This is a genomic window from Lewinella cohaerens DSM 23179, from assembly GCF_000379805.1.
In the GTDB taxonomy this organism is placed as follows: domain Bacteria; phylum Bacteroidota; class Bacteroidia; order Chitinophagales; family Saprospiraceae; genus Lewinella; species Lewinella cohaerens.
This window is the reverse complement of the sequence record NZ_KB903587.1, coordinates 166,590-190,584: the sequence shown is the minus strand read 5'-3', so window position 1 is coordinate 190,584 and position 23,995 is coordinate 166,590. Positions and strand designations below refer to the sequence as shown.

General features: G+C 45.8%; 18 protein-coding genes. 14 read left to right on the top strand and 4 right to left on the bottom strand.

Annotated elements, in window-relative coordinates; all coding sequences use genetic code 11:
* Nucleotides 1–40: 40 nt before the first annotated feature.
* Nucleotides 41–247 (bottom strand): hypothetical protein, encoded by a 207-nt coding sequence (locus A3EU_RS0125270; protein ID WP_020538985.1) that lies wholly within the window; start codon nucleotides 245–247, stop codon nucleotides 41–43.
* 92 nt (nucleotides 248–339) lie between these two features.
* On the opposite strand from A3EU_RS0125270, the gene A3EU_RS0125265 reads away from it, so the two are divergent.
* From A3EU_RS0125265 to A3EU_RS31835, 5 genes are all read left to right on the top strand, one after another.
* Nucleotides 340–1,116 (top strand): ADP-ribosylglycohydrolase family protein, encoded by a 777-nt coding sequence (locus A3EU_RS0125265; protein WP_020538984.1) that lies wholly within the window; start codon nucleotides 340–342, stop codon nucleotides 1,114–1,116.
* A 151-nt stretch (nucleotides 1,117–1,267) separates the two neighbouring features.
* Nucleotides 1,268–6,682 carry a choice-of-anchor L domain-containing protein gene (locus A3EU_RS0125260; protein ID WP_020538983.1) on the top strand — a complete coding sequence of 1,805 codons (5,415 nt, stop codon included), beginning with the start codon at nucleotides 1,268–1,270 and terminating at the stop codon, nucleotides 6,680–6,682.
* A gap of 213 nt (nucleotides 6,683–6,895) precedes the next feature.
* Entirely contained in the window at nucleotides 6,896–7,609 is a 714-nt protein-coding gene (locus A3EU_RS0125255) for a hypothetical protein (RefSeq protein ID WP_020538982.1), read from the top strand.
* Nucleotides 7,603–8,364 carry an acyl-[acyl-carrier-protein] thioesterase gene (locus tag A3EU_RS0125250; RefSeq protein ID WP_020538981.1) on the top strand — a complete coding sequence of 254 codons (762 nt, stop codon included), beginning with the start codon at nucleotides 7,603–7,605 and terminating at the stop codon, nucleotides 8,362–8,364. The genes A3EU_RS0125255 and A3EU_RS0125250 overlap by 7 nt, the downstream gene beginning before the upstream one ends.
* 109 nt (nucleotides 8,365–8,473) lie before the next feature.
* A complete protein-coding gene (locus tag A3EU_RS31835) occupies nucleotides 8,474–10,162 on the top strand; it encodes a glycoside hydrolase family 36 protein (protein WP_052331338.1) in 1,689 nt (562 codons plus the stop codon).
* Between the two features lie 842 nt (nucleotides 10,163–11,004).
* On the opposite strand, the gene A3EU_RS0125235 is transcribed toward A3EU_RS31835, so the two are convergent.
* Nucleotides 11,005–11,841, bottom strand: a complete 837-nt coding sequence (locus A3EU_RS0125235; RefSeq protein WP_020538978.1) for a zinc metalloprotease — start codon at nucleotides 11,839–11,841, stop codon at nucleotides 11,005–11,007.
* 330 nt (nucleotides 11,842–12,171) lie between these two features.
* Between A3EU_RS0125235 and A3EU_RS0125230 the strand changes: the two genes are divergently transcribed.
* From A3EU_RS0125230 to A3EU_RS0125190, 9 genes are all read left to right on the top strand, one after another.
* Nucleotides 12,172–16,461, top strand: a complete 4,290-nt coding sequence (locus A3EU_RS0125230) for a T9SS C-terminal target domain-containing protein (RefSeq protein WP_020538977.1) — start codon at nucleotides 12,172–12,174, stop codon at nucleotides 16,459–16,461.
* A gap of 43 nt (nucleotides 16,462–16,504) precedes the next feature.
* Nucleotides 16,505–17,707 (top strand): hypothetical protein, encoded by a 1,203-nt coding sequence (locus A3EU_RS0125225; RefSeq protein WP_020538976.1) that lies wholly within the window; start codon nucleotides 16,505–16,507, stop codon nucleotides 17,705–17,707.
* 43 nt (nucleotides 17,708–17,750) lie between these two features.
* Nucleotides 17,751–19,343 (top strand): tetratricopeptide repeat protein, encoded by a 1,593-nt coding sequence (locus A3EU_RS0125220; protein WP_020538975.1) that lies wholly within the window; start codon nucleotides 17,751–17,753, stop codon nucleotides 19,341–19,343.
* Nucleotides 19,344–19,368: 25 nt separating this feature from the next.
* Nucleotides 19,369–19,962, top strand: coding sequence for a tetratricopeptide repeat protein (locus A3EU_RS0125215; protein ID WP_020538974.1), 594 nt, complete (start codon nucleotides 19,369–19,371; stop codon nucleotides 19,960–19,962).
* Nucleotides 19,963–20,085: 123 nt separating this feature from the next.
* Complete coding sequence (locus tag A3EU_RS0125210) at nucleotides 20,086–20,349, top strand: hypothetical protein (protein WP_020538973.1); 264 nt, start codon at nucleotides 20,086–20,088, stop codon at nucleotides 20,347–20,349.
* 77 nt (nucleotides 20,350–20,426) lie between these two features.
* Nucleotides 20,427–21,293, top strand: coding sequence for a hypothetical protein (locus A3EU_RS0125205; RefSeq protein ID WP_020538972.1), 867 nt, complete (start codon nucleotides 20,427–20,429; stop codon nucleotides 21,291–21,293).
* A 49-nt stretch (nucleotides 21,294–21,342) separates the two neighbouring features.
* Nucleotides 21,343–22,392, top strand: coding sequence for an OmpA family protein (locus A3EU_RS33285; RefSeq protein ID WP_020538971.1), 1,050 nt, complete (start codon nucleotides 21,343–21,345; stop codon nucleotides 22,390–22,392).
* Entirely contained in the window at nucleotides 22,392–22,514 is a 123-nt protein-coding gene (locus A3EU_RS35320) for a hypothetical protein (RefSeq protein WP_020538970.1), read from the top strand. Before A3EU_RS33285 ends, A3EU_RS35320 begins: the two co-directional genes overlap by 1 nt.
* Nucleotides 22,515–22,557: 43 nt before the next feature.
* A complete protein-coding gene (locus A3EU_RS0125190; RefSeq protein WP_020538969.1) occupies nucleotides 22,558–23,133 on the top strand; it encodes a hypothetical protein in 576 nt (191 codons plus the stop codon).
* Nucleotides 23,134–23,187: 54 nt separating this feature from the next.
* On the opposite strand, the gene A3EU_RS0125185 is transcribed toward A3EU_RS0125190, so the two are convergent.
* Together A3EU_RS0125185 and A3EU_RS0125180 are read right to left on the bottom strand one after the other, a co-directional pair.
* Nucleotides 23,188–23,583 carry a hypothetical protein gene (locus A3EU_RS0125185; protein WP_020538968.1) on the bottom strand — a complete coding sequence of 132 codons (396 nt, stop codon included), beginning with the start codon at nucleotides 23,581–23,583 and terminating at the stop codon, nucleotides 23,188–23,190.
* A complete protein-coding gene (locus A3EU_RS0125180) occupies nucleotides 23,573–23,986 on the bottom strand; it encodes a hypothetical protein (protein ID WP_020538967.1) in 414 nt (137 codons plus the stop codon). Before A3EU_RS0125180 ends, A3EU_RS0125185 begins: the two co-directional genes overlap by 11 nt.
* Nucleotides 23,987–23,995: the final 9 nt, after the last annotated feature.

Below are 23,995 nucleotides of genomic sequence, written 5' to 3'. Positions count from 1 at the left end.
TTTTGTAAGTGCAATTTTAACCTTGCTGTCGTTGTTGTAGCTACCATTCACCGTTGAAATAAAGGCTTTTCTCCCCTTTATTGACGGATGTTTCTAATATTTTAATCGAACTCCCTATCTTAGCAAAATCCGAAAAGCGCACGGGCAATGCGTCCATCGGTAGGATAAAACGAAAAACCAGGAGTACCAAGAGGACTCCATCTAACTTAGGAACAGCACGAAAATAAAAACCGATTTTGTTTTTCATAATAGTTGAATAAACGCTTCATTTTAAGTGTTTTAACTATTTGGAAAACTTAAGAAAAATCGCGTTTTATTTTCTGCGCAATACTTGGGGCTATGCTGGGTGCTATTGCCGGTGATATCATTGGCTCGATCTACGAAAAAGATCCGGTCAAAGACATGCGTTTTCCACTCTTTACGGAAGACTCTTGCTTTACCGACGATACTGTTCTCACTGTTGCAATCGCTGACAGTTTACTTACCGAAAAATCTTTCGAAGATAATGTTAGGAGTTATGCCTGTCAATATCCTTTGGCGGGTTACGGTGGTACTTTTAAAAAATGGATGGCGGGTATTATCACAGGCCCTTACAACAGTTGGGGCAATGGTTCTGCTATGCGGGTAAGCCCCATAGGTTTTGCATTTGAACAACTGTCAGATGTGATGAAGGCTGCCAAAGCCAGTGCCGAGATTACCCATAATCATCCCGAGGGCATCAAAGGTGCCCAGGCAGTAGCCGCCGTCATTTACCTTGCCCGATCCGGTTTTGGCAAACCCCTGATAAAAGACCACGTTCAGCGTATTTTTGGTTACGATATGGAGCAGCGACTAGATGATATCCGTTCTGGCTATCAATTCGATGTAAGCTGTCAGGGATCAGTACCTCCATCAATTATTGCATTTTTAGAAAGTAACAATTGGGAAAGTGCCGTACGTAACGCCATTTCCCTGGGCGGCGATGCTGATACCATGGGCTCTATAGCAGGGGCTATTGCCGAAGCTTTTTATGGAGGTGTTCCTGTCGAGATTGAAGCGGAAGTGATGAAGCGTATCCCCGAATCTTTCCAACAAACCATTGCTGTTTTTTACGAAGCATTTCCTTGGCAGGATTAAGAGTTTGTTGAAAACCAGTTCGCAAATTTCCCAATAAACTCTAAAAACTGACGGTAAGCCGTCTTCTATCATCATAAATTTCTGCTTAAGCTTACCATTGCGTATTATTGTACGGCTTATTCAAAACTACACCCACTGAACTTCTCTTGAAATGACACGTTTCCTTCTACTCGTTCTTTTCTCCATGCTGTCTGTTTCGGTTTTTGCCCAACTTGAGGTGACCAACGCAGCTCCCATTACGCCGGAAAACTTGATATCTAACGTCTTCCTTGGCGATGGGGTAGAGGTGGTTAGTATTACCTATGCGGGTGATCAAGGAGCCGTAGGCTTATTTACCCAGGGAAGTACCACCATCGGTATGGAAAGAGGTATAGTAATGACTACAGGAACAGCAGTGTCTAACCCTGGTCAAACTGGGGTAAACGCTCCTGCCAGTGCTCAAGCTTCCTTTAATAATGGAAGTAGCGCAACGGATGCCGACCTTTTAGGAATTGTTGGTGCTAATATCGGGATCAGTAACGTTACCAGCTACACCATTGAGTTTATTCCTGTAAATGACACCTTGAGGTTTACGTATGCGTTTGCTTCAGAGGAATACCCGGAATTTGCTTGTACCAATTACAACGATGTTTTTGGTTTCTTTATCAGTGGCCCTGGCATCAACGGTCCTTACACCAATAATGCTGAAAATATTGCTTTGATTCCTGGTACAGATCGGCCAGTGACCATCAATAACGTAAACCCTGGAATGCCTGGTGCTGCCGGAGGAACTATCGCCAACTGTAGCGGTGATGACGGATCTTTGGCTTTCGCCGGATTTTATAATGCTAATAATGGCAATACGTTACCGGTATATGATGGCTTTACGGATGTTTTTGTGGCTCAGGCTGTCGTTGAACCTTGTAGCACTTATACCATTAAGCTGGTAATTGCTGATGCATTTGACGCCATTTTTGATTCAGGTGTATTCTTGGAAGCCAAAAGTTTTGGTACAGGCTCACTGGATGTAGAAATTGAAGGCCTGGCCATTGATGGCGGTTTGGCAGAAGGTTGTGGTGCCGGTGAAATTGTCTTCAACTTACCCTCGCCTGTAGAAGCGGATTACGATGTGGAATTTGCTGTTGGAGGTACGGCAACACCAGGCGTAGATTACCCGACTTTGCCCAGTACGATCATTATTCCGGAAGGAGACAGTACGTTCCGTTTACCGATAAGTGCTTACGAAGATTTTCTGGTAGAAGGCGATGAGACCATTGAACTTAGCGTTCAACGTGACCCCTGTAATCGGGATACCTTTACCATTATTATCAAAGATAATCGATTGGTGGACCCTGATTTAGGCCCTGACCTGATAGTGTGTCCCACCGATGAAACGCAGTTGGATGGGACGGTGCCTATTGCTTTGCCGGACCCTCCTCGGTTTGTGAATGACACGCCACTTGCGATCAATCAAACGAACGTACCTTTTATCTCGGAAATTGATGTTTTTGGTGTTCTCCCGGTAGAATTAGGTCCGGAGGCCATAAAAATGATATGTATAGATAGTCTTGAACATCAATGGATTGATGATCTCGATATTTACCTTGTTGGTCCGGATGGACAATTCCTGGAGTTAACAACAGATAATGGTGCCGAAGGTGGCAACGGGATTGCTTATGATTATTACGAAGGAACCTGCTTTACCATAGATGCTACCACAGTCATTAATTCTCCTGGCCCGTTTGCACCAGCTTCAGCGGTTCCATTTACAGGGGAATGGCTGCCAGAAGGTGTGTTTTCTGACTTATGGGATGGCAATTACCGCACCAACGGTACCTGGCAATTGGTGATTACAGATGATACGCAAGGCCTGGGAGGAACGCTCTTCTCATGGAGTATCTGTTTCAATCCAGTCTATCAGGTAGAGTATTCCTGGAGCCCGGCAGCTGGTTTGAGCTGTACGGACTGTCCAGACCCTATCGCTTCTGCGGATACCAGTACGACTTATATCCTTACTGTTTCTGATTCTTACGGTTGTATCAAGCAGGATACCATCAATTTTGATGTTTTACCAGCTTTGACGATGTCTCCGCTTCAGTGTGGAGAATTGACGACGAGTTCGGTGCAGGTTGTTTGGCCAGCAGTAGCAGGTGCAATTGGTTATGAAGTAAGCATCAATGGTGGCCCTTGGATACCTGCCTCCGGGAGCCTGGAGCACTTGGTGACAGGGCTTGGCTTAGAGGAAGATGTAGAGGTGACGGTTCGCGCTATTGCGACCTGCCCCAGCTTTCCGTCAACGATTACGTGTACGAGTTTGAATTGTACGCCTGCTAGCTTAGCCGCCGTTCCTGTGGATGTAAACTGTTTTGGGGGTAGTGATGGAAGTGTACAAATAAACGTAGTCTCGGGTACGGGGCCGTTTTCCTATGAATTAGATGGCGTAACGAATAACAATGGTGCCTTTTCCGGCTTAACGGCCAATAATTATGTAGGTGTCGTCACGGATGGTGATGGTTGCCCAGGCAATATTAGTTTTGTGATAGCAGAGCCACCTTCGCCAAATATTACGGAGGTTATCGAAAATCCGTTGGATTGTAATGGCGATACAGATGGGGCACTCACAGTAGCGATTACCGATGGTAATGGCCCTTATTCCTTTGATTGGGGCAGTGGTATTACCGACTCTATCGTGACAGGCCTTAATGCAGGCATGTATGCGGTAGACCTGGTAGATGCTGGAAATTGTCCATTTACCTTAAATATAGAACTAACGGAGCCAGCACTGCTTTCTACCAGTGTGGCCGCTGATTCCGTCAATTGTTTTGGTGAAAACACTGGCCAAGCCCGCGTAATTCCTGATGGAGGCGTTGGCCCTTATACCTACCTATGGGACAATGGCCAATTAACAGATACGGCTTTTCTGGTAACAGCCGGTACTTACAATGTAGAAGTGACCGACGCGATGGGCTGTATTTCTAACAATACCATCACGGTAGAAGAACCTCCGGTACTGTCAGCAGTGGTGAGCAGTACACCGGCACTTTGTAATACCTCTAATACAGGAAGCTTGATGGTTGTGCCATCAGGTGGAACACCGGGATATACCTACAGTTGGCGCGACATTGGAGATAACTCCATTGTAGGAACGACGGCCGCAGTTATTGACCAGTTTGCCGGTACTTACGAATTGGTAGTAACGGATGGCAATGGCTGTACGTACACCGAAGAAATTCAGATTGGTGAACCTGATGTTTTAGAATTGACCAATTTGCAAACCAATCAACCTACCTGTACAGGCGCTTTGGATGGCAACGCCACGGTAGAAGTGCAAGGCGGAACAGGTCCTTACACCATTACATGGGATACGGGCATAACGGGAGATAATGAAAATGCGCTGGCTTCCGGCGATCACTATGTATTGGTGACAGATGCCAATATGTGTACCGACAGCTTGGCCTTTATGCTAGATGCTCCAATTGCGGTGTCTGTAGATATTAGCGCGGTCGCTACTTCCTGTTTCCAAGGAACGGACGGAACTGCTACGGCTACACCCACTGGAGGTACTGGCCCTTACACGTATCTATGGAGCAATGGTGATACTGACCCGACGGCTACCGACCTGCCTGCGGGAATGGCAAGCGTAGAAGTGCGCGATGCCAATAACTGTTTAGTCGTTGCAGACATTATGGTCAACGAACCGACGGAACTTACCGTAATGCTTAGTGGTACTGATCCTACGTGTTTTCAGGAAACGAATGGTAGCATTGTCGCTACACCTACGGGAGGTGTTGGTCCATACACTTATGCCTGGAGCGATACGCAAACATCCGATACCGCTACGGGGCTTACTGCATCCAATTACAGTGTGGTTGTGACGGATGCGAATAGTTGTACTGTTACGGCTAATCTAACACTTGATGAACCTACCGTGCTGAGTCTCAGTACAACCAGTCAGGAACAGGCTTGTACCGGCCCAGCCAATGGTGAGGCTTCTGTAATGCCTACCGGTGGCACAGGTCCATATACTTACCTATGGGAAGATGGTCAGCAAACAGCTACAGCTACAGGGCTTACAGCCGGTACTTATAGCGTTACGGTTACGGATGCACAAAACTGTCTTTTAGATATTTCGGCTACGGTAGCTTTGGCGGAGACCGTAGAAATTCTTGACTTTTCCGTTACCGATGCCAGTTGTAACGACGGATCGGATGGTAGCATTGCTGTCAACCTGCAAGGGGGCACCGGACCATTCACGTGGAGCGCTCCATTGACGGGGTTAAACGCTGGAAACTATACCCTGACCGTGACAGACGCGAACAACTGTACGGATATTCTTCAGGCAGTTGTTGCAGAACCCACTGCTTTGGCGATCAGTGAAAATGTAACCAATGTCATTTGTGCCGGAGAAACGACCGGAGAAATAGACTTGAGTGTTAGTGGGGGTACTGCTCCGTATTCATACAATTGGAACACGGGAGCAAATGCAGAAGATATTACGAGTTTGGGAGCCGGAAGCTATACGGTTACGGTAACTGATGCGCAAGGATGTAGTAAAATATACAGTACTTCTATCGCTCAAGCTTCCACACTGAGTTTAGTAGGCGAGGTAGAAGATGTAGTATGTAATGGTGCTTCAACTGGTCGTGTTTCAACCACGGTACAGGGCGGCCAACCTCCTTATGCTTATAGCTGGAGCAATGGCAGTAGCACCTCTGCTTTACCTAACGTACTAGCGGGTGATTACACCCTTACCGTTACGGATGACTTTGGGTGTACCCTGGTAGAGACGTTCAATATTGCGGAGCCAACGGCCCTCAGTGGTAGCTTCCTCACAGATATGGTGAGCTGTAATGGTGGCCGTGATGGTTTCATTAAGGGAGAAATGAGTGGAGGTACCCTACCTTATCGCTTCCGACTTGATAATGGCGATTGGCAGCCAAGTCCTACGTTCCTGGCGCTTGGTGCTGGAAACTATACCCTTTGGGCAGAAGATGCAGAAGGTTGTCCACTTTTGTTGGGTAACCCAGAAATTACAGAACCCGCTGAAATCATGATTGACTTAGGTGGAAACCGGGAGGTTCGTTTTGGTGATACCATCCGTGTTACCCCTGATATATCTAGTGACTTGCCAATTATTACTTTAGAATGGTCGCCTTACGATAGTACCTGGTTGTCTTGTCCTGATTGTGGTTCGCAAGAGGTATTTACCAACGTCCAGCGCGATCTTTTCTTAACGGTGGTAGATGAAAATGGATGTACCTCCAAAGCCTGGATTCAGATTCGTGTCAGCAAAGATTTTCCTGTCGCTGTGCCTACAGGCTTTACGCCAAATGGCGATGGTGTAAACGACCGTTTATTGGTTCACGGTTTGCCGGGTATCGAAGTGGTGAGTTACCGTATTTGGGATCGTTGGGGAGAAATGTTGTTTGAAGACGCTGGCTTCCCCGTCAATGATCCGACCCGTGGATGGGATGGTAATTTCCGTGATGATGCTGTAAATGGTGGTGTTTACCTCTGGCAGGTGGAAGTCCGCTTCCCGGATGACCGTACGGAATTGTTCAGTGGACAGACGACTTTGATTCGGTAGATCATTTTATTTGGCAGAAATCAAGATTGAAGACGTTTTTAGCAAGTCTCAGGTTATCCAATTTGAGCTGCTTCGACCTCTGTCGAGGTCGTTCTCGTTCCCGTATGTTCTACCAATCTGTGACCTCTGCCGAGGTCAAGACTGGCAAACCCCTTGAGTAGCTACTTGATGTTTTACTGCATTTAACTTACAAACTGATCACGCATTTTGACTATGAAAGCGAACCTACTTTACCCGGTGACAATACTCTTGTTCTCTGTACTTTTCTCTTGTGGAGGAGAAGCGACACAGGAAGCCACAACCGATGAAATAAAACAGGAAACAACAAGCATCGACTCACCTTCAGAAGAAGAAAAAACACACCCTACTCCAGCACCAAGCAAAGAAGTTATGCTGGAGGAAACCGTCAAGAATGGTTCAACCAAGGAGGCTGTTGCGGCTATCCGTGCAGAATATGCTCGCCTTCAAAAAATGTTGGATGCTGGTACACTGCGTAAAGAGGTCAAAACCTTTGATTGTGAGGGCGACCCTACGGAGGGGGAACTGGTTCGTTATTATGAAGGAGACGATTTGGTGGTCATGCAACATAACCAGGGTGGTGGGCACGGCTGGGAAGGCAAGCAAATTTACCTTAAAGGCGGAATGCCTTTCTTTGTTTTAGAAGAAGAAGGTTACTGGACCTTCGGTGGGCCACTAAACGAAGATGAAACCTCCAATACCATTGATTATTCCACTGAAAATCGGTATTACTTTCAAGACGGTGTACTGATCCGCCAGCTTACGAAAGCATTTGAAACCCACAGTTGGGAGAAACTCCCCGAAGGCAATGAAGTTCCTAATGAAGAGGTGGAAATCATCGCAGATCAAAGTTATTTAGACGTCTTATCTTATATTGCTGACCTCAAAAAGGGAGTTGTTGGATGTTAGCAGATTATCGTCAATCCTACACCGTTGGTGCTTTTGATATCGACGCCTACAAGCGAATGACATCTCCGGCCTTATTGCGGGTGCTCAACGAGGTGGCTATGCAGCATGTGTTGGCATTGAAGCTTTCCGTGTGGGATCTAGAACCTCACCAGATTGCCTGGGTGTTGTTGCGCTTGGAAATTCGTATACATCGTCTACCTGAATTAGGGGAGCAGTTGAGTATTCATACGCAGCCTTCTGGTTTTGAACGGGTATTTACCTATCGTGATTACCGGGTCACCGACGCTGATGGTAAGTTAATCGTGGAAGCAGCAACTACTTGGGCACTTTTCAATATCGAAAATCGACGACCTACTCGAATTCCCGGCTGGATACCTGAAAGGATTCCTTCGCAGGCAGCAGGGGAGGAGCCGCTACCTCGCCCGGCTACCAAGCTGCCGGACTGGACGGTTGCTGATCACCAACACCGCTATACTGTCGGTTGGCACGACCTCGATTTTAACTGGCACCTCAATAATACCCACTTTCTAAGGTTGTTGCTGGACAGTGTCCCTACCGCTATTCTGAAGGAGAAGACACCTCGCCTTATTCGGCTGCACTATAAGGCCGAAGCAGCACTTGATGATGAAGTGTCGGCTGAAACTGCGATTTTGAACGAAGATCATTGTTTACACCAATTACGGCGAGGCGATGTTGTTTTGGCGCAAGCAGAAACGGTGTGGATAAGTAGTGTGGGCTTCAGCCCGCACTTCTAAATGCTGTGATAGGATTCATTGAACCATATAAGGTATTATAAGGGCATTTAAGAAAAAATTGGAAGTTTCCTTGGTTTATAACATAGCACCTTATATGGTTTAAAAAAATATGATGCAAAAGGAGCTACCACCCGCTGCATGGACTGCCGGACTTGAGCTAGCGGGTGACCATGTGGTTTTGGCAGGCCAAGGAACGCAAACATTTTCAAAAGGGGCGATCACCTTGACGCAGGAAGAGCACCCCTTAGGTTATCGCCTCCGCTTGGCGTTTAGTCCGGCAGAAAAACACACTCAAATCAAATCTTGCTACCTGGAACTCCCCTGGCAAGGCGATGAAGCGGACTGGCTTTTGTGCAATGGCTTTCAATCATGGACAGAAAGCCATTGGCGGCATCCTCAAGATTGCATACCCCAACTGAGGCGGATCGCTCAGCCACTGATGGGCTATTACGGTGATTACCACATCCCCTGGATTTCGCGTAAGAAAGGCCACCTACACAGCTGGAGCTGGACAGAATGGCGCGTGAAAGACGCAACCCCAATTTTGCTGGCTTCCCTGAACGAAACAACGGCTTTTACCTATTTTCAGTGGCAACAAGCCAAAAACTGCCTCAAGGTTGAAAGCGACTGCCGTGGTTGGGAAGTCACCGAACCTGTTGTTCTCCTTGATTTCTTGGTGCTAGAAGGCTCTGTCAAGGAAGTCTACGATGCCTGGGCGAGCGCCCTGGAAATGCCTGCCTTGCGTGCGCAACCTGCCCGTGGCTGGACGAGTTGGTACCAACATTACACCAATATCTCGGAACAGGTGATTAGCGATAACCTCAAGGCTTTTCAAAGCCGAGCGCAGCCACTCGATTACTTCCAAATAGACGATGGTTACCAAACGGCGGTAGGAGATTGGTTGTCGATAAAAAGAAACTTCCCACGGGGAATGAAAGCCATGGCGGAGGAGATTCGCGCTACTGGCGCTGTGCCTGGCTTATGGTTGGCGCCAGCGGTAGCAGATAAACGCAGTCAATTACTTAAGGATCACCCGGAATGGATACTCAAAGATGCGAAAGGTAAGCCCCTGAAAGCGGGGTATAACCCCATGTGGGGCGGCTGGTTTTATGCGCTTGATACACAGCACCCCGGTTGGCAGGCCCACTTTAGGGAAGTGTTCCGGACGGTGGTGGAAGATTGGGGATATGGCTTGATCAAGCTGGATTTTCTTTACGCTGCTTGTATATTTCCTACGCCAGCGAAGACCCGCGCGCAGCTGATGCATGAACTGTTGGTGAACCTGCGGCAGTGGGCGGGGGATGCTTGCTTGCTGGGGTGTGGGACGCCCCTGGCTTCGGGTTTTGGCTTGTTTGATTATTGCCGTATTGGGGCCGATATCCATTTGAAATGGGAACATCGCATGCTGCGTTGGTTTCGGCACCGCGAACGGGTTTCTACCTTGGCGGCTATGCGTTCGGTGTTGGGCCGCTGGCCACTTGCGGGCCGAATGTGGCGCAATGACCCGGATGTTTATCTCTTGCGGGAGGAGAATTTACAACTCAAATCTGAGGAAAAATCACTAGTGCATCGCTTGAATACGTTGCTGGGAGAATTGCTCTTTACGTCGGATAATGCTGCTTCGTATGGCGATTTTCAGCACCAGGAAGAAGCTTGGCAAGCGGAATGGTGGGAGACGATGGTCATAGGCGTAGAGCCGGTTTCCGCAACGGAATTTTTGGTTCAAACAGCGCAGGGGGATTTCAGGATATACCTGGAAAAAGAGACGGGGTGGATGTTGGCAAGTTCGGATGTGTGATGGTATATAGTGTTGTTGGTCGGGAGACCAACGGGAAAAATTGACCACAGAGACACATAGGTATTAGCCAAAAAATAAAAAATATGGACTTCTTGAAATATTATCTGCTTCACTACATTTACGCGATAATCTATACATTTGGCGGAATGTTAAGTGGTGAAGATCAACGTACCATCGGGTTGATGTTTGGTTTGTCAATATTCTTGTCAACCCTTATTTATCTCTACAACTCTTTATTGACTTTGCTTGGTTTTCTAATTTTCAGACCTTTTAACTTTACAATAGGACCCTTTGTTTTTCCAATAATTATAGGGGTAATCTCTCACAAATACTTGATGAAGTTGATGAGTGGGTTAGATATAGGAGCACATAAATATTACTGGTTGATCTTAATAATTGCTTCCTTAATAAATTTATCAGCATATTATTTCACAATAAAGAAAATAGGAGCTAGATGAAATCGTTTGGTTGGAAAAGCGTAGGCTGGACTTCAGTCCGGCCACAATCGCAATATCTTTCCGCTCGGACTGAAGTCCAAGCCACGTCTTAAGCATTCAACCCCAAGCGATTTCATCTAGCGCCAGAAAACAAAGGTTTTATCTTAATTTGAATATGCCAGAGGAGGAGGGATAGAAATGAGCGGTTGACCACAGAGACACATAGGTATTAAGCCAGCGGGGATAGTTTGGAAAACTAATATGAGCGGGTGAGCGGAATTTATCTATAGTCCTCCAAGTCAGAATTCACAAATCCTGCCTTGGAGGACTATAATTCCCAAAATCCGTGAAAATCTTGTGCTATCCGTTCCATCGGCGTTCTATCCTGTAATGAACATTCCCTTTTTACCACAAACCTGACCGCCCAATCACCTCTGCCATTCGTTCAAATTGTCCGTAGGTGAGGCCACACCAGCATTGGGCCGGGTAAAGCGACATGGCATTGCCCGTTTGCGTAAGGTAGAATTCACTGTTGGCATCAAGGCCTGAGAAGATGAAGCGGCACTCCATGTTGACGTAGCTGCTTAAACCGATTTCCGGATCATTGGGATTGTAAGGGTCCGCTGGTGTATCACAAATCTCGTCACCGGTAGTTTCGCAGTTGTCGCCGTTGACAAGCTGGCTGGTAAAATCTTCGTTGGTGTCGAGTAAGCCACAATAATGGCCTAGTCCATGTACCAGCCATACGGGGGCATCATTCAATTGCAAGGAGTTGATTAATATACCGCCGCGGTCGTTTTGTAAGATACCTTCAAAGGTGGCAAATGTGGGCTCGGGGCTAACGAAACTCACATCGCTCACGATGTACAGATTGATGCGATTATTCTCATGGTGATTGGCCCATAGTTGGTCCAGTACATTGGAATTCTCAGGGATCGAGTACTGGAAGTTGTCTATCGTATCTACCTGCCGCAGGACAAATTTGGTGCAGATGGGTTCAAACCAAAGATTAGCCAATTCTAAAGCCGCTTCGATTTCTTCGGGAGTGGAATTAATGGTCTGAAAGGTATCTCTTACCAAATGTGCCATGACGACGAATTCGCGATCAAGGCAGGTGGTAGATTGCCGCTTGTCGAGCAAAGCACGTTGCGCCTGTAAGGTCGGCGATTCGGCGAAAAAGAAGCAGCCCAAAAGAAGGGCAACAAGAAAAGGTAACTTAGTAGAAGGGATAAGATTTTGCATTGGAGAGCGAGTTTAGCACTTGTCAGCGCATCATGAATCTCCGACAAGTTAACGTCAAAAGTGGGTATTGACAAATGGATTTCGGAGAAATAGTGTAAATTTAAACGCAAATGTAAGCTTTACCTTTTAGTGGTCCTTTAAAAGCAGGTCTTCCACAGGCAAATCTTAAATTACCAGGTACTTAGTAGAGGGTATAGGGATTTTTGATCAATTTGAAATTGAAACTTTACCAAGTACCGTTTACCTTTTACTTAGTACAGTGAGGCTTGAAGTGTTCAAGTTGCTAGAAAAGAGATACTTAAACTCAAGTCTCACGTTAAATAATCCCCAATGCGCACTTTCTACACCCCAAGCCGACTGTTCGGCCTCTTTTTGCTCTGTTTCTCTTCTTGGTTCGGGCTACAGGCCCAAACTGCTGATATTAATTCAGGCTGTGCTCCGTTGAGTGTCGCTTTTACTGCTCCGGCTGGCGCAAGTAATCCCTTTTGGGAATTCCAAAATGGTGCGAATTCTACAACTTTGAACCCTTCGGCTATTTTTACGACGCCGGGGATGTATGAGGTCAGCCTGCGGGAAGGGCAGGGCGGAGCCCTGGTAGGGACGGTGACGATTACCGTATTTTCGCCACCAGAGCTGGGCTTTACGGTAGATACCAATCGGGGCTGTGCCCCATTGGTTCTCAATTTTGCTGATAACTCAACGATTGAGCCCGGGATTGGGGTCACGAGTTACAATTGGGTTTTTGGTGATGGTGGCGCCACGCAAGGGGTGAATCCAACTTATGCCTATGGAAGCCCCGGGCTTTACGATGTGTCGCTGAACCTGGTGACTGATCAGGAAGGTTGTGACCAGACCGTCGTCTTCCCCGGAGCGATCACTGTCGGCGGGGTGCAGAACCTCAACTTTTTTACCAACCCCAACCCCGCCTTGGCATGCGAGCCTCCGCTGACGGTAGCTTTCGCCAACATTACCCCACAGGTGCCGGGTCTGAATTTCTCCTGGGACTTTGCGAATGGCAACACGTTTAACGGTGCCGTCCCTCCAGCAGAAACATACATAAATAGCGGTAATTTTGAAGTCGTTCTGACAGGTACCGATAGCCTCGGTTGTACGGCCAGCCGTAGTCGCTTTGTAACGATCTATGACGGGGAGGTGCCTCTGAATGCACCAGATACGGTATGCCTAAATGAATATGTTTACTACCAAAATTTTGTCGTTGCAGACGGGATAAGCTGGACTTTCCCTGATAATGTTATCGAAACCATTGATGATTTAATGGTCCCTGTTATTGTCTTTACTGAACCCGGCTGGCAGACGGTGACCGTACAAACAGAGACCAATACGCCCATTTTTTGTGTGCGAGATTCTACTTTCCAAATCTATGTCGATGATGTGGACGAATCCTTGATTGCTTCACCGACCTATACTTGTGAGAACGAGCTGACCATTGACTTTACGGCCAGCTCTACAACGGGGGCTTTCTTTACCTGGAAGTATTACGATATGGTTATCGATGCTGGCCCGCAAGTGACCCATACCTATACTTATGTAGACACACTGGAATACGCGATCAACGGCTTGGTACAATACTATACAACCCTCTACGCCACTAATCCCAGCGGTTGTCGGGATACCTTGATTCGGGCGGATACGATCTTTACGCCCAATGCGCTCTTTATGCCTGACGTAAGCAGTGGGTGTGCTCCCTTGACGGTGACCTTTGCGGACTCTACCCAGAGTTTTGAACCGGTGATCAGCTATGTGTATGATTATGGAGATGGAACCGGTGCTACGTTTACGGATGATGATCCGAACACCCATACCTATACTGATCCAGGCGTTTATGAGGTGGTTTTGAATATCGAAAATGAGGCTGGTTGCCTCGATACTTCTTATGTCCGACTCATTGAAGTAGGGGCACCGCTGGACATTGATTTTACTTATGACGATGCCGTAGTTTGCGTAGACGATACGATACAGTTTACGGTTGTCAATCCACCTCCGGAGGTAGATTGGTACGAATTTGTAGAACCCGATACGCTGTACTATTACTATAATGGCTGTTTGAGTCAAACAGTTAATCCAGACATCATCATCGAAGGACCAGATGTTGAATTGTCTTATGAAATAGATTGTGAGTCTCCCTACGAAGTGAAATTTACCAGTACAACTTACGATGCGACCAGTGTGCTATGGGAGTTTGGCGATGGAGCGACTTCTAATACCTTAAACCCGGTACATGAATACAGTGTCACGGGCGATTTCTGGGTGCGGGTTACGGCCTTTAATCCAGCAACAAATTGCCCGTCTCGTACTGACAGCACGCTGATTTGTATCCGTGATCTTCAGGCCGACCTTGATATTCCTTTTGGGGCCTGTCTTGGTGAAATGATAGACCTTGATGCATCAGGAACGGTGGATGTCAATGGTGAGTTTTGTGCCTATGGCTTTACCTGGATGTTTGAACAAAACAGCCGCCCGATCATGGGCAATGACACGATTCTGCCTTTTACGTTCACGGTGCCGGGGCAAGAACGGGTAACGCTTATTGCTAAAGATGTTAATGGTTGCAAGGATACCATCTCCAGGTTGATCAATGTGTATAGTATTGATCCAGGTTTTGCGGCGGATGATACGTTCATTTGTTCGCCAGGGACGGTTAATTTCACCGACCTCTCCGTAGCGGACACGACACTGGTGGGATGGACATGGGATTTTGGAGACAACAGTAATAGCAATACGCCACTGTCTGCTACCCATACGTATATAAATGTGCTTACTGATTCGATCATGGTGGTGCTTACGCTCGAAGATGCCCAAGGTTGTATGGCTACAGATACGTTGGCGATCAGTACTTACACGCCGATTTCGCAAATTCTAACCGATGTCAATCCTTTGAATATTTGCGAAGGCGAAACGATCAATTTCAGTGCTACCCAGTTTACGGGTGGCGGTTCTTCGCTTACTTACGAATGGGATTTAGGCGTAGGCGACCCTCCGGTGGCGGGAATGAATACGAGCAATACCTACCTCTCCGCAGGGAGCTATCCTTTGACTTTGAGTTATGAAGAAATAGCTACAGGCTGTAGCGGACAACAGCAAGCTACCGTGAATGTACAAGCCTATCCGCAGGCAGGGTTTAATAGCTCAGTGGATGACGAAGAAGTGGTTTGTGCACCGGCCCAGATTGCATTCACTAATACCTCTACTGCTGCGGGGGGGATGAGTTATCAATGGAATTTTGGCAACGGCTCCTTCTCTGCTGCCCCCAATCCGGTAACGACTTTTGATAGAGGAGATTTTACGGTGACGCTGGTGTCGACGACCACTTATGGTTGTGCCGATACTTTGCAGCAGAACTACGAGATTGTTGGCCCATTGGGCACCTTTATGTTTGGCCCACAAGCCATCTGCGAAGGCGAAGCCGTCACCTTCGAGTTGGTGGACATCATGGATGTGACTTCCTTTAGCTGGGACCTAGGTGATGGTACAGTGATCAGCGATGTCAATCCGTTGGTTTATACTTACGAGAATGTACCCGTATTGGGCAACCGGCCAGTGACGCTTACGCTGCTAGGCGCTAGTGATGCCTGTGAGTTATCGGTGACTGAAACGCTGCTGATTCGCAATGTGCAAGCGGGCTTTTCGCTGGGTGATGCTGGAGATAGTCTTTTCTGCGCGGGTACTTATATGCTGAGCAATGAGTCGGTGGGAGCCGACAGTTACAGTTGGGTGTTGCCAGATGGTAGCACGGTGAATAATTTTGAACCTGAATTTACGGTAGAACCAGGCACCTACACCATTAGCCTGACCGTAGAAGATACTGGTTTAGGCTGTGTCAATGAATTGAGCCAGACCTTTACGTTTACCCAACCAAGTTTTGCGCAAGCGATAGGAGATACCATTTGTCCGGGAGATACGGCTCGTTTGACTTTAATGGATCTGCCGTTCAATGCCGAGGTGTTGTGGGCACCAGTGACTGGATTTCTCTCGCCAGCTACTTCAGCTAATCCTCTAGTTCTCCCCACTCAAAGTGCAACTTATGGCGTGACGGTAACCGACAGTGTTGGTTGCGTAAGTAACAGCATGGCGACGATTAATATTGTTGAGCCTTACCTCTGGCAAGACATCGACGAGACCGCTTGTCCGGGCGATTCTTTGCAGATAGAACTTCCAGCACCTGACTCCTTTTTTATCGTCACTTGGCTGCCCTCGCCACCACCCACCGTTATTGGTAATGATGACGTGGACCTGGAATTGATTATCCAAGACGTCAATGGATGCTATGAGGATACTTATCGCTTCTTTGTACAATCGGTCTCAGACAGCTTGGTGGTGCCTAATATCTTCTCGCCCAATGGTGACGGCATCAATGATGAGTTCCGCATCTTCACAGAAATAGACCTCGAACAGACGGATATGATTAACATCAAATCCTTCCGGGTTTACAACCGATGGGGGCAGGAAGTGTACCGTGGCAATGGCCCGCTCGCCCGCTGGGACGGCACCAACAATGGCAAGCCCGCTCCGTCGGAGGTGTATATCTACCACATCGTAGTGGATGTCCTCAAAGCTGGGAGACAAGAGGAGCTGAAGGGGCAGGTGACTTTGGTGCGGTAATAAGGGATAAAGGTTATGAACTTATTTTGTAGTAAAAATGGCTATGCGAAAGAATAAAGCGCTCACTGTGGGATACTTACTATTACTCTTTCCACTGCTGCTGTTTTCACAAGAGCAAATGGAAATTGAGTTTTCTGAAGGATACATGAACATTCAGCAGCCCATCGGTTATGTGATTCATGCGCTAGATGGAACCGTAATTCAATATGCAAAATTCGACAGGCAGTCACTTAAGAAAGGAGTGAAGGTACTTTTGAATAGTACTTCCACCGATAGTTTGGCGATTACGATTGTTTTTGAGAAAAGTAATTATTCTTATTTTCCACTTAGCGAAAATTTGATCTTTGATCGACAACAGATAAAGACGTCCAATTCCCTTAATCTTGCTTCTGCGGGTTATACTGTAGATTTTTCTTCAGTAGTATCCACTAATGTCGAACTCGGAGATTGGCAGCCGAGTCGGTCAACAACTAGCCACGTTACGAAGACAATTTCCCTAAGTTATAATTTTTTGCATCCGTTATTTATACCTTATAATTTTGATAGTGATAATGGATATCAATATTATACCCATCCTTCATTAGCACGGGATCGTATTGATTTTAGGTTGGTAGCACAAAATGATGAAATTGCGAGTTCAAGTAATTTCTTGGATATAGAATTATCAGATAGTATTTATTGGAAATCTGATATTCTTCTTTTTTCCAAAACCTATGATCAACCTTATTTGCTGTACGGAGAAACCTTGAAAGGAATATTGACCATGTCGGTACCCGTACCTGAGGCGTTAGATATCTATAAAATTGGTTTAATCACGGAAGCCAGAAATGTGAAAATTTATACGGAATTTGATGATTTGGAATCGCATTTGATTCAGGATAATAATGTTGAAAACCCAAATATTGATCACAAAGTTCAACCTACTGCTTGTAATATTCCTGCTAATGATATTGCATTATTTCAACTCATGTATGGTTATGATAAACCAGATGGAGCTACTTGTGCTTGGGTAATTATTGCTAAAACTCCAAGTGGTATCCAATTTGTTATGCCAGAGATACCAGAAGAGATCACGGGCTCAGCAGAGATGAATGAAATATGGAAGTCTCCGCGATCTGCCCGCTTTTATGTCTATGTTGCTTCTGATACCGTTGATACCTCTCTTGCTACCGATAGTGATTTCTTTGATTTATACTGGAAACTAAAGCACGGAATTTCTGTGTATAGTTTTCGTTATGATTGGTAGTAGAGCCCTTTGTATTGATTAGCGTTAAGAAAAATAAACACGAATGTTACGTTGTATTTGCGCACTTCTGATACTGCTTTTTATCACGACTTGGTCTGTTGGTCAATCGGTTGATTATACAGATCTTGATTTTCACTCTGAGCTGGAAGAGGAAGTTTTGACGGCGACCTTTTTTGAGAAGCTACCAGATTTAAAGTCGAAGGTCCGGTTTCTGCAAGCCGTAGACAGTACCGCTACAGAAGCAATAGCTACCGACCTGACGGCACAGATTGAGCAAATTGTGGCCGATCTGGAAGCTGCAAACCTGAAGAAGAAGAAACCCTTGAAGGCTGCAAAACTATTGTATGCTACCGTCCACGAAAGGCTGTTGACCAAGTACGACGAAGATGCGCAGTTCGCGGATATCTTTACGAGTGGTAACTACAATTGTGTGACGGCCTCGGCCTTGTATGCTTTGGTGTTGGAAGAGTTGGGTTTGCCTTACGAACTGCACGAATTACCTACCCACGTTTACCTAGTCTATGATCCTGTTGGGGAGTATTTGATCGTAGAAAGCACTGCCCCGAGCACCGGCATTTTTGAGTTGGACAAGGAAGATATCGCTAAAGAGTTGTTGGCTGAAAAGCTAATCAGTCAGGCGGAGTATGACCGAAAAACGGCGGACCAGCTCTACGCTGACTTTATTGAGTCGGAAGACAAGATCATCGATTTGACGGGCATATTGAGTGACCTCTATTTCAATGCGGGCGTACTGGCTATGTATGAAGAACACTACCCCGAGGCGGAAGCGTTGGCAGAAAAGGCCGTTTATCTGGCCAGTAACGAGGTGAAGATCGAGTTGTGGAGCAATAGCCTTTTAGTGCAACTAGATAATATGCTCTTTGAGAAACCGGAGAGTTTCAGGGCCTTGTTTACGCTTCAGTATTTTCCGGATTACGAAGTCTTGGCGATGGAAGATTTGGTCATGAATTATGGTAATGCGAGTGAACAGCTTTTGATAGCCAATAATAAGAAAGACCAGTACAGGACGCTGCGAGAATACTTCTTGATCCATTTGTTGCCAACAGCTACGGAAGCCAGGGCAAAAATTGATTTTAATCACTTCGTGCAAATGGGCCGCCACCACGGTTTACTGGAGCAGTATGAGCAAGCTTATGTTTACCTGGATAGCGCTTATCAGCTACAGCCGGACCATTTGCAGGTGCAGTCGATGTTACGGGATTTGGTGTTCGGGAACATTAACAAGAAAGCGAATGAAGAAGACCCCTACATCTTGATGGATTACCTGCAAGCAGAAAACCGCAGGTTTCCTTTTTTGAAGGAGAACGAACGCTTTCGACAGCTCTTTATGTTTAGCGAACTGGCCCCAGTAATTGAAAATTTCCAGGAGAATCGAGAAGAGGAGGCCTTGGCCGCTTACGAAGAATTAAAGCCAAGAATAGCCTCCTTGAATGACGGGACAGAAGCTTCGATAATGGCCATCAGTGAGGTGTTTACGAATGCATCCAGCTATTATTTCCGAATTCTCGATAAAAAGGAGGCCTTCCGTTGGTTGGAGGAAGGCCTGAAAGTACTGCCAGGAAACGAAGAGATTTTGAGGAAACGGAAGATGCTTGAAGAGTATTATGGGAATTAAGGTGATTAGATAAAACCATATAAACATGGGACTATGGTCAGGTTCAGTGCCAGGACACACGGGTACTCAGTTTAAACATCGGAAGGGTTTTGTGAAGCAAAAGGAATTGCTCCGCAAAAAACTGAAAGGAGGAAATAACCGAGTAGGGGAGTGGGACAATAGGCTCGGCAAGCGTAATAATCGCAGAAGGGTAGTGCTCTATGTTTTGTTGTTGCTCGTTTTGCCAGTGATGATATACTTCGGTTGGCAATTTTCTCAGCTGCTGACGACAACGGTGAGGCAGGAAACACAGCAAAAACACGAACTGTACCAACAAGAGAGGTACGAGAACGAGTCGGTAGAATATTGGAACATGGTAAAGCTGGGAAAGGTACACCTGAATAGCGGTGATTATGCCTATGCCCGGCGATTGTACCAAGGTGCACTTGAACTTTTTCCCTACACCTGGGATGCCAATGCTGGCCTGACGATGACCCTCACCAAAATGTGTACCGAAAATGGCCAGTTTTGTGAGGAGGCAAAGGAGTATTTGGAATTCTGTAGAAGCTTGTCGGATAGAGATGAGCGGTTGTTGGATGGATTGGCTGATAATTTGGGCAGAAATAGAAGGAAACGATGAAAAATAAAAGGATAATATTATTTATATTTTCAGCCTAAACAGGAAACCTTCGGCAGATATTCGGACGTTATAATGATGAAAATAGGTATATTTGAATAAGTCTAATCAAAGCCAAGTGATGATATGACAAAGAATTTGGATGATAGAAAGTATAAAATTATTCAGGAGTTGATCAAGACAGAAGATGAAAATCTGATCATTGATCTAGAAAATCGCCTTGCCCAAGATCAAGAAGTGACTTCACATGATCAAATATGGGACATGGTGATTAGACCTATGCGGAAAAATGTTAGTGTTAAAGAACTAGCAGAGGAACAGAATTATAAGCCATTAGATAGGGACCATTTCTTTAGTCTAACACAGGAAGTATCAATAGAAGAAGATTGATTTAAATAAGTATAGATAATGGAAGATGATATCTAGAAAATGAGCTGTTTGTGCTTTGAAAGCGAGAGAATAAAGCAATGATTAGGTATACGAATGGCATTCTATTAATACTAAGCCTAGTCATTGTACTTGGATGTGAAACAAAAACTGAAATATACAACCATGAAGACGTGGTCGAATATTTTAATAGCAAGGGCCGGTACCCAAGATTTGTAAATTCTGACCTTCTTTTTGGTGATACCATCGGTGCTGAAATAAAGAAGATCCTGGAATTTGATCCTAAAGATAGAGTCTATAGAAAAGCGGCCTATCAGCTGAAGAATGATCAGGATGCTATCATTTACTTTATGTATGGTTTATCAAGGATAGAACCTATGCTTAGTCAAGTGCGGATCAGGTCATTTAAAAGAGATTCTTTGGCAGGTGATTTTCTGATCATTGATTTGGATAAGGATTCATCAATAAGTTATGACTATTGGTTTGATGAACCTATGTTGATCGTAGAAGCGAGGAATAAGTTAGATGAGACTCATTACTCCTACTACAGGTTTTATGAAGGGCAAATAATAAATACGACTTTCGTTCCAGATACGATCTTTAAAAAAACAGATTTGATGCCTCGCTTAGGGAGTATAGTGCAAATTTATGATGAGTTTAATGATAAGCTATTAAGAATAGGCGATCAGGAAGAAAGTACAAGCGGTAAAATCATTAAAATGTTCAGGGGCGAAGATTGTAGAGAACATATGATATTAGCGTTGACTGATAGCCTGCTGGGTTACAAATACCTACTGGTCGATTATCAGTTCGATGCAACAACTAGTATAAGTGGCCTTCAAAATGACAGCTTGATAGAAGGTCGAGAAGCTTGCCTGAAAATATCTGCTAAGCCACCAGGTGAAATACAGTGGCTAAAGGAAAAGGCATATATTGATTATCAATAAGCTTGGAGCTTGTGGGGGAAAGCTGTGGTATATAACGAATACATAAAACATGAAAAACATCCTCCTTTTTTGCTTTCTCTTCCTTGTTAAGCAAGCCGCGTTTGGGCAGAATTTAGTGCCGAATCCGAGCTTTGAATACAGTGTAACCCCGATTAATAATTGGATCTTATCAGATATTTCGTTTAATAAATTGATGATCAACTGGTTTTCTCCGAATTCGGGGTCTCCGGATATTTTGCAAAAACCGGAATTGGGGAGAATGAGGAATGAACGCCCCAACGTCGATATCGATTCCTATAGCCCCAGAACCGGCAAGGTGATGATCGGCTTGAAGCTGGTGGGCTGCAATGATGGTGACCACTGCAAAGAGTACTTACAGGTAGCACTGAAGGAGCGCCTTGAAATAGGCGAAAAATATTATTTTGAAGTATGGACGAAGCCAATCCGTACATCAATGAAGGTCAATAATATCGGGATGCTTTTCTCTGTGGATAAGATTGAAAGATTCGGAAAAGGCATCTTTGATTACCAACCAACGTTGAATATTGATAGTGTTCTGGATAATAGTGTAAACAATGAGTGGGTCAAAATTTCGGATACTATTTGTATAGATAGTAGCTACCAATACCTTGCGATAGGCAATTTTTACCTAGACAGGCAAACACAAACAAGGGGGGAACCCGGTGGGATCAACTATGCTTACTATCTCTTTGATGATGTGCAGTTGGTAAAAGTAGGAGAAGACTGTAATGGGATATCGAGCATCATGAATACCAAGAATATTCAATTTGAAACCAATAGCTCCAATTTGAAGCCGGATGCTTTTGGTGAGTTGAATAAATTGGTCGCCTTTCTTGAAGATCATCCCGACAAGAAGATCAGAATAGAAGGACATACGGATAATGTTGGGACCTCGGCGGATAACCAAAAGCTGTCTTCAGACAGAGCGAATGCAGTGCTTGAATATTTGGTAGAGAAAGCCATTCGTCGTGACCGGTTAACAGCGATAGGAAAAGGAGACTCCGTGCCCTTGGAGACGAACGCTACCGAAGAAGGTAGAAGGATAAACAGGCGGGTAGAAATTGTTATTACAAATTGATGCTCCGCGAACACCTTGAGGCAAGCCCCCGCGTGAGTGATGTGCAAGGGTGGCCCGCCGCAGAAGGGCCAGACAGCGACCGTAGAGAGCTGGCCGAGCGAGCAGCGAGCCCTGTAACGTAACGACCCCGTAGGGGACACGCCCAAAAATAAAAACACCAAAATTATGGGATGGAACGGACTAAAAATAAGCGGCCATAGTGGCACCCAGTTTAAGCACAAGAAGGGTTTTGAACGCCGCAAACATTGGGTGCAAGAGAAAATGCGTACGCAGGGAAAGGTGAAAGAAGGAGGCTATGCGCCACGGGAAAAAGCTAAGGGCTACCCCAGCTGGGTGTACTACTCGCTATTGGTGGCGGCAGGCTTAATCGTACTGTTTTTTGCAGGTCAGTTTTGGGGAGAATCGGTCGAAACGGTGGATCGGTACCACGCGGGAATAGTGAGGGACATGGAGGAGCAACGCAGTGGTAACTACAATAAGCTGTTGGAATTGGCCGAAGGAAGCCTTGCTGGCGGCTACTGGGACGACGCCATTGATGACTTTGGCCGCCTAAAGGAAACCTTCCCCGAAAACTGGTCCGTCAATATAGGATTGGCCAAGGCCTTCGTAGGGAAGTGTGCCGCAGCGGGAGAATCTTGCCGCGAGGCCAGGGAACAATTGATGTATTGCTATGGCCTGTCCGAAAAGGAAGACGATGTTTTGGAACAGCTGGAAACCCAACTATACAAGGCAAATTCATGAATTTGCCTTGTATCCTTGTATGTGTCTTGTATATGTCTTGTGTAAAAGAGAAGATTACAACTCCCACTGATGTTTTCTCGCTTCGTTGAGGATCAGGAAAAAAGGAACCCACCATATGAGATCATTGGTGATGAGCGTGTACGCAAAAGAAGCGGGCACTTGGCCGTTGAGATAATTGAAAACAAAGCCAATGGGGCCGAAGATTTTACCTATAAAACCTACGGCTACAATGGGCCAATGCTTGACGGGGTTAGCTGCCGACCACCAGTAGCCTAGGCCATAAACGCCGATGACCATGCCCATGCCTTGCCAGATCATGGGGTGAATGGGGTCGGCCATGCCGGTGAGCCGGAAAAAGGATAGTGGAAATAAAACTACCCAAGCTCCCCAAAGAAGATTGTAAACTGCGGCTAAGCGCATGACTGTTTTCATCCAAGGTTTACTTTCCATAATAAGCGAGGCTAATGATTAATATTAAGGTCCAGATGACCGTACGAATCCAATTGATTTTTACGAGTTGCTGCCTTTCTTGCTTGCATGGTGCTACACTGCCAATGACGTTGTGCAGCGGTACAGCAAGCAAAAAAGTAACACACCAGTTGAGGAGTATCAGTACCAGTAGACCAATAGAAACGTAGCTAGGGCTGAGATAAGAAGAAATGACATATAATGCCAACTGACTCAGCATTAAGGGCAACACAATTAGCGTGATTCTATTGGTATATACCCGATGCCAGCGTTTGATGTCGGTAGCATTGTAGTAACAAAGCCCAGGGTATACCACCAGCTGAACGGTCCAAATAAGGACACAAAGCCCAGTGTTCACTATGATCTTTAAGAGTTCTAAATCCATGGTAAGATT

Coding starts and splice junctions, on each gene's coding strand:
- A3EU_RS0125270 (WP_020538985.1), bottom strand. CDS start 247: ATGAAAAACAAAATCGGTTTTTATTTTCGTGCTGTTCCTAAGTTAGAT.
- A3EU_RS0125265 (WP_020538984.1), top strand. CDS start 340: ATGCTGGGTGCTATTGCCGGTGATATCATTGGCTCGATCTACGAAAAA.
- A3EU_RS0125260 (WP_020538983.1), top strand. CDS start 1,268: ATGACACGTTTCCTTCTACTCGTTCTTTTCTCCATGCTGTCTGTTTCG.
- A3EU_RS0125255 (WP_020538982.1), top strand. CDS start 6,896: ATGAAAGCGAACCTACTTTACCCGGTGACAATACTCTTGTTCTCTGTA.
- A3EU_RS0125250 (WP_020538981.1), top strand. CDS start 7,603: ATGTTAGCAGATTATCGTCAATCCTACACCGTTGGTGCTTTTGATATC.
- A3EU_RS31835 (WP_052331338.1), top strand. CDS start 8,474: ATGATGCAAAAGGAGCTACCACCCGCTGCATGGACTGCCGGACTTGAG.
- A3EU_RS0125235 (WP_020538978.1), bottom strand. CDS start 11,841: ATGCAAAATCTTATCCCTTCTACTAAGTTACCTTTTCTTGTTGCCCTT.
- A3EU_RS0125230 (WP_020538977.1), top strand. CDS start 12,172: ATGCGCACTTTCTACACCCCAAGCCGACTGTTCGGCCTCTTTTTGCTC.
- A3EU_RS0125225 (WP_020538976.1), top strand. CDS start 16,505: ATGCGAAAGAATAAAGCGCTCACTGTGGGATACTTACTATTACTCTTT.
- A3EU_RS0125220 (WP_020538975.1), top strand. CDS start 17,751: ATGTTACGTTGTATTTGCGCACTTCTGATACTGCTTTTTATCACGACT.
- A3EU_RS0125215 (WP_020538974.1), top strand. CDS start 19,369: ATGGGACTATGGTCAGGTTCAGTGCCAGGACACACGGGTACTCAGTTT.
- A3EU_RS0125210 (WP_020538973.1), top strand. CDS start 20,086: ATGACAAAGAATTTGGATGATAGAAAGTATAAAATTATTCAGGAGTTG.
- A3EU_RS0125205 (WP_020538972.1), top strand. CDS start 20,427: ATGATTAGGTATACGAATGGCATTCTATTAATACTAAGCCTAGTCATT.
- A3EU_RS33285 (WP_020538971.1), top strand. CDS start 21,343: ATGAAAAACATCCTCCTTTTTTGCTTTCTCTTCCTTGTTAAGCAAGCC.
- A3EU_RS35320 (WP_020538970.1), top strand. CDS start 22,392: ATGCTCCGCGAACACCTTGAGGCAAGCCCCCGCGTGAGTGATGTGCAA.
- A3EU_RS0125190 (WP_020538969.1), top strand. CDS start 22,558: ATGGGATGGAACGGACTAAAAATAAGCGGCCATAGTGGCACCCAGTTT.
- A3EU_RS0125185 (WP_020538968.1), bottom strand. CDS start 23,583: ATGGAAAGTAAACCTTGGATGAAAACAGTCATGCGCTTAGCCGCAGTT.
- A3EU_RS0125180 (WP_020538967.1), bottom strand. CDS start 23,986: ATGGATTTAGAACTCTTAAAGATCATAGTGAACACTGGGCTTTGTGTC.